5 protein-coding genes, 4 tRNA genes and 1 pseudogene are annotated in these 5,973 nt (G+C 48.1%); 4 read left to right on the forward strand and 6 right to left on the reverse strand.

Annotated features, from left to right (window positions below):
* Positions 1-936: AraC family transcriptional regulator (locus A3751_RS16470; protein WP_068458004.1), on the forward strand; the 936-nt coding region annotated here is incomplete at its 5' end.
* A gap of 99 nt (positions 937-1,035) precedes the next feature.
* On the opposite strand, the gene A3751_RS16475 is transcribed toward A3751_RS16470, so the two are convergent.
* The 6 genes from A3751_RS16475 to A3751_RS16500 all read right to left on the reverse strand — a co-directional run bounded on the left by A3751_RS16475 (position 1,036) and on the right by A3751_RS16500 (position 3,704).
* Positions 1,036-1,112 (reverse strand) — tRNA-Asp (locus A3751_RS16475).
* Between the two features lie 56 nt (positions 1,113-1,168).
* Positions 1,169-1,244: transfer RNA gene (locus tag A3751_RS16480), tRNA-Val, on the reverse strand.
* Between the two features lie 19 nt (positions 1,245-1,263).
* A tRNA-Asp gene (locus tag A3751_RS16485) sits at positions 1,264-1,340 on the reverse strand.
* Positions 1,341-1,372: 32 nt separating this feature from the next.
* Positions 1,373-1,448 (reverse strand) — tRNA-Val (locus A3751_RS16490).
* 137 nt (positions 1,449-1,585) lie between these two features.
* Positions 1,586-2,782, reverse strand: a complete 1,197-nt coding sequence (locus tag A3751_RS16495; RefSeq protein ID WP_068458006.1) for a DUF2846 domain-containing protein — start codon at positions 2,780-2,782, stop codon at positions 1,586-1,588.
* A 61-nt stretch (positions 2,783-2,843) separates the two neighbouring features.
* Positions 2,844-3,704 carry a hypothetical protein gene (locus A3751_RS16500; protein ID WP_068458009.1) on the reverse strand — a complete coding sequence of 287 codons (861 nt, stop codon included), beginning with the start codon at positions 3,702-3,704 and terminating at the stop codon, positions 2,844-2,846.
* Between the two features lie 155 nt (positions 3,705-3,859).
* Between A3751_RS16500 and purE the strand changes: the two genes are divergently transcribed.
* The 3 genes and pseudogenes from purE to A3751_RS16515 form a co-directional block, all read left to right on the forward strand.
* Complete coding sequence (gene purE / locus A3751_RS16505) at positions 3,860-4,348, forward strand: 5-(carboxyamino)imidazole ribonucleotide mutase (protein ID WP_068458011.1); 489 nt, start codon at positions 3,860-3,862, stop codon at positions 4,346-4,348.
* 3 nt (positions 4,349-4,351) lie between these two features.
* The gene (locus tag A3751_RS16510; RefSeq protein ID WP_068458013.1) at positions 4,352-5,479 is read left to right on the forward strand and encodes a 5-(carboxyamino)imidazole ribonucleotide synthase; all 1,128 of its coding nucleotides are present in this window, start codon (positions 4,352-4,354) and stop codon (positions 5,477-5,479) included.
* Positions 5,480-5,633: 154 nt separating this feature from the next.
* A pseudogene (locus tag A3751_RS16515) lies at positions 5,634-5,973 on the forward strand (superoxide dismutase [Fe]); the annotation flags it as partial.

Consider the following 5,973-nt stretch of genomic DNA (forward strand, 5'->3'; position numbering starts at 1 on the left):
TTCTCCTTTAACGATGAGTTTCTAACTACTCCCGATACAAGGATAAGCATTCCTAAGTATATGCGCTTGGGTCATCAGGCGATTCTCATGACTGGGAGACCAGATCTGGGCTTGGTATTCGGTTCGAAAACGCACAATGGCACTACAGGCCTGGCCGCACTTGCAGCGCAATGCGCACCAGATCTTGAGTCGGCTCTTCGATTACTCATCAACATGGAAACACTGAGCAGTCAAAATTCCCGCGGAAAATCTAGATTCTACATAGAAGACGGAAGAGCTGTGTGCCACTTTTACTCAATCAGCCCATACAATAGATATAATCTTTTTGTCGTCGATGCCATGCTGAGCACTTGGTGGCGCTTTTGTAAACAACACACCGAAGACAAAGTCCATTGCCACCACATCGAGATCGAATACCCCAAGCCGAGTCATGCTGATTCATTTGAAACACACTTTGGCTGCCCAATACTATTCAGTCAAAAACGAAATGCTTTAGTTCTGAAACGGGGTCATCACCACGAAAGACTCACAGACAGCTGCGCGACCACATTCTCTAAAATGACGGAAATCTGCGAACAAGAAAGACGTAAATGGAACTCTGGAACGACCACTGCGGACCAAGTCGTTGATCTAATATCCGCAAATCTCACGGGCACACCGCCCAACATCGAATCCATTGCTAGAAAACTTGGCATCGCAGGCTGGACACTGCGCCGACGATTGGCCAACGAAGGATTTAAGTTTCAGACATTACTTGATGACACTCGAAATGCGCTCGCTCAAACATATGTTCGAGACACAAAGCATAACTTTACGGAGATTGCTTTTCTTCTAGGTTTTTCTTCTCCATCCGCCTTTCATAGAGCCTTTAAACGCTGGAGCGGAATGAGCCCTGGCAGCTACAGAGACGGACCAAAGCACGATCAGACTAAATAGTAATAGAGGACGATCGAATTGGAGGAAATCGCATTCGAGAAATATGTAAGTACTGCGACTAAAGAAAGAAAAATAAAAGCCAGAGAAAGAAGTTTAAAGTGGCGGACCGGACGGGACTCGAACCCGCGACCCCCGGCGTGACAGGCCGGTATTCTAACCAACTGAACTACCGGTCCGCATCTTTAAAAACTCTACCTAAACCATTTGAGCTGAGCCAAACTAGTAAAGGATTTGGTGGGTGGTACAGGGATCGAACCTGTGACCCTCGCCTTGTAAGGGCGATGCTCTCCCAGCTGAGCTAACCACCCATCTGGGTGACAACTTAAGTGGCGGACCGGACGGGACTCGAACCCGCGACCCCCGGCGTGACAGGCCGGTATTCTAACCAACTGAACTACCGGTCCGCATCTTAAAGCTGTTTTCGACTTGAGCGGTTTGGTGGGTGGTACAGGGATCGAACCTGTGACCCTCGCCTTGTAAGGGCGATGCTCTCCCAGCTGAGCTAACCACCCTGCTCAAATCGAGATGCGCATTTTAACGATTTGGCCCTTACTGTCAATCACTATTTCGGGTTTTTTTAGGAATTTGAAATGCTTTGTTAACTGAGACGAAATTCTTGAAAAAACAGGTACTTTGATGTTGTGGCCAATCAATTTAGCTGTTGCAAAATCCTCTCACGCTCCTCTTCCCTTTCAGTAAGAGCAACACGCTCAGGTTTAGGCAACGACTGAACAACAGGCAGCTCTTTCCCAAAAGGGTTAAACCAGAAAAACTCATCAAAATCGTCCCCTTCAGCAAAATCAGGATCATAGGGCGCCGGCTTAATATTCCCTGCCCGCGCAGCCGCCTCTAAACGCTCTAGGGTCAGCTCATCATTTAGTGAAAGCTCTCTACGAGGCTCTCTCCAAGGCGCCAACCAATTCATCTGAGGCTCTCGAATTCGTTCAATCTCGGCCAGATAAGCATCTACATCTTCGTGATAAAAATACAGCTCTTGCTCGAGGGTCAAATTATCCTCACCCTTAAGCTCTCGATACATGTCACTAGGCAAATACCAGATCGGAAACCCCCAAAGGAAATTGTTCGACCAAGGCCAAATGACAGAAAACCAGCCATAATCTTGCATCTCACCGTTGAGCAACTCCTCAGCTTGATCCGAATCGTTAGATGTCCAAAACGTGTGGTCAAGAAAACGAGTGTGTGGCATTTCCTCCATCGCTAAATCTCTTGAAACCAACTGCACATCGGCGGACGCCATTTCATCGTCCGGAGCTAAATCGGGGTGCAACTGTTTCGGTAGAGACTCTTCAGAGTGACGAATGTAGAAAATCTTTCCGGGGTCAATTTCCAGCCCAATATCCGCCTGCAAGTTCATGTCAAACGCCATCATGAGCTTGTCATCAAAAGATTCAAAACCCAGCATTGGTAAGAAGCTTTTACGTACCGCAAAGTCATAACTGCCCGCCGGTAATTCAACCACGGTCCAGCTTCCCGATCGCAAGTTAAAAACCAACTCGTCATTTAGGTAGTAACTTGGTGCCTCAACTTCCTCATCAGCCCACTGAGAATAAGGCCGATAAAAGTAGATCAAACCGTTTTCTTCAGGATTCCATTCTGTGTCCTTAAGCTCCTCAAAGGGACGTCCCGTCTCATTGGGCAAATAGTAGGAACCGAAGTTGCGCCCGGTAGACCAATAAATCGATGGATACCAACCTCGCCCCTGCTTGTGGAACGGTTTTGAATATGGCGCGGTCGTATCAGCAACAGACTGAAAAGAAACAGACCACCCAGCGGCGACCACCGCTATGCAGACCAAAAAACGCAATTGAAGTAAAATAAAGTTCATCCTTGAAGTATAGCAATTCGCCTCGCGCGATTTTGCGAAGTAATATCCGTTTTCAGGCGCTCTATGGAGCGCTGCCAGCAGAAACCTCAAGCTTAAGCTCGTTTAAACGCCGATCAAGACCAACAATACGTTCATTTATCTGTCTGCGACTCGCATCAATAGACGCAATCGCCTTAGCATTTTCGACCGCTTGCTTGCCTGCATCAGACTTCGCTATACGACCAAGCCTATCACTGAGCTCTGAGATGCGCGTCGCTAGATCGTCAACACTCTCCTCTATCGCTTCACGCGTAAGCGCCAGCTCACTTTGTCCATTCGCAACTTGCTTCTTTAGTGCTGGCATTTGCTGAGCCAGCGCTATCGATTCTGCAACTTGCGATTGCAGTTTTGCTATCTCCTTGGTCTGCACTGCTAGTTGCGACTGCATCGGCGTCAAATCTTTCTCCTTCAACTGAGAAAACCGACTCCCCAACCCTGCAAGCGCATCCTTGTTCTGAGATATCGCTTTTCGGTTCTTATCGCCTGCAACGCCCCACAACTTCCGCATTTCAGAATCCAAGAATTTCAATTTCTCAGCCGCGGCGCTCCCTGACTCTTCCAGCTCAGCGCCCGCCTCGTTGAGTTCGCCCTCAAGACGCGCCATCGAAAGCTTGCTTTGATTTACAAAATCCATCGCTTCCGCCAAATCCTGCTCCACCCTGGACAACGCTTGACTCTGCGTCATATAGGCCCAGCCAAGAAACCCGAAAAGCACTAATGTCAGCGCAAAGCTGCCAACAAAAAGAGGAGCAGCATTCTTTGGGCCACCCGCCTCTGACTTGGAAACAGTCTCAGCTTTCGGTTTTGCTTTCTTTGATTTAGAAGGTGCTGATCTCGATTGAAAACGATCAAGCTCGTCCCGTTCCGGGCGAAGACCATCCATATTTTTCCTCAATATTTTTATTTATTTCAGTAGCCCCGATTCTAACTTGCACGCAGAGATTTCTAAATAGCATTTGCATGGTATTCACTGGGTGAATAAGATATGCCACTTTCCTGACTCAGACCGCATTCGGCCGCACATCAAGGAGTAAAATGATGCAAGTAACCGTTGGTATTATCATGGGCTCGACTTCCGACTGGCCCACGATGGAACATGCAGCAACTATGCTCGACGAATTAGGTGTCGGCTATGAGACGCGCGTTGTCTCTGCGCATAGGACACCTGATCTTCTTTTTGAATACGCCGAAACAGCTGAAGAAAAAGGTATTCAGGTTATTGTTGCTGGCGCTGGGGGCGCAGCGCATTTACCGGGGATGGTTGCTTCTAAAACGTCGCTTCCTGTACTTGGTGTTCCGGTTCAATCCAAGGCACTCAATGGTCTAGACTCACTTCTTTCCATTGCTCAAATGCCTGGAGGTATTGCAGTAGGCACTCTTGCGATAGGTACCGCTGGAGCAAAAAATGCCGGACTTTTAGCAGGGCAAATCATTGCATTACAAGACGAGAACGTTCGAAGCAAGCTGAAAGCGTTTCGCCAAAAACAAACCGAAGCCGTTCTTTCTCAAGCAGACCCGAGAGGCTAAAAAATGAAAACCATCGGCGTACTTGGCGCAGGACAACTTGGGCGAATGCTCGCGCTCGCAGGACTACCGCTCGAGATGAAGTTCCAGTTTTTTGATACAAGTGGCAGCCCTAGCGTTGGACTTGAGCCGACCTACATTGAAACTGATTCGCCAACAAAAAGCGAAGCACTCATTAAGTTCATGGCTGACTGCGATGTCATTACTTACGAATTCGAGCATCTTCCACTTGAATTAACGCAGCACATTGAGCAACAACATACTCTTTACCCCCCATCAAAGTCGATCGAGATATGCCAAGACAGGACGAAAGAAAAAAAACTGTTTGACCAGTTGCGAATCCCGACAACGAAATACCACATCGTTGACTCAGAGCGCGAACTAAAAGCAGCGACTGAACAGCTTGGCTTTCCTCTAGTATGCAAAACGACAACCGAGGGCTACGACGGAAAAGGTCAATTTGTACTTCGAGAGACCGAAGATGTAGCTAAAGCTTGGGCCGAGATAGGGGGCCGCACTTTAATAGCAGAGGAATTTATTCACTTCTCTCGCGAGCTATCGATCATTGCCATACGAAGCGCCTCTGGCGAACTAAAAGTTTACCCATTGGCTGAAAACCAGCATAACGATGGCATCTTGCGCTATTCGACAGCGCCTGCGCCAAAGGTTGCAGAACACATCACTGCTGAAGCAAGCCTTTATATCAAAGAGCTATTGGAAGAGCTTGGTCACGTGGGCGTGCTAACCCTTGAGCTTTTTGAAACCGAATCAGGCCTGATTGCAAATGAAATGGCACCTCGTGTCCATAACTCCGGCCATTGGAGCATGCTTGGGGCCATGAGCAGCCAGTTCGAAAATCATGTGCGCGCAATTGCAGACCTCCCGCTGGGAGACACCGAAGCCAACCAGCCATGCTGTATGATTAACCTTATTGGGCACAAGGGCGACATTGAAAGCGTACTGCGCCTTCCCTATGCACAAGTTCACCTCTATGGAAAAGAAGAGCGGCCGGGAAGAAAGCTGGGGCACATAAACGTGAGCGCACCAAGCTATGAAGAGCTCCGCTGGCGCGTACAGAATATCGTCCAGCACCTTGAGCCTTATCCTGAATTTAGACAGTTGAAAAGCGTATAAACGCCTCAATGTAATACAAAGCGCGACCATCTGCGTATCTGAACTGTCGCAACCGCAACATTTACAACATAGANGCGCAAAAGACTTGGTGATAACATCCCAAGTCTCAAAAATTGAACACCCAGAATAACCAACACAACATTGGAGACGCCTAATGGCTATCGAACTACCAGAACTTCCATATGCAATCGACGCGCTTGCGCCTCACATTTCACAAGAGACGCTTGAATTTCACCACGGCAAACATCACAAAACGTATGTCGACAAGCTTAATGGCATGATCCCAGGTACAGAGTTTGAAGGTAAGTCTCTTGAAGAGATCATCAAGACTTCTTCTGGCCCTGTTTTCAACAACTCTGCGCAGATTTGGAACCACACATTTTACTGGAACTGCCTAAGCCCGAACGGTGGCGGCGAACCTACGGGCGTAGTGGCAGACGCGATTAACGCAGCATTTGGATCTTTCGCAGAATTCAAAGCGGCATTCAATGATC

It is taken from the genome of Oleiphilus sp. HI0080, assembly GCF_001635135.1.

Coding starts and splice junctions, on each gene's coding strand:
- A3751_RS16495 (WP_068458006.1), bottom strand. CDS start 2,782: ATGAACTTTATTTTACTTCAATTGCGTTTTTTGGTCTGCATAGCGGTG.
- A3751_RS16500 (WP_068458009.1), bottom strand. CDS start 3,704: ATGGATGGTCTTCGCCCGGAACGGGACGAGCTTGATCGTTTTCAATCG.
- purE (WP_068458011.1), top strand. CDS start 3,860: ATGCAAGTAACCGTTGGTATTATCATGGGCTCGACTTCCGACTGGCCC.
- A3751_RS16510 (WP_068458013.1), top strand. CDS start 4,352: ATGAAAACCATCGGCGTACTTGGCGCAGGACAACTTGGGCGAATGCTC.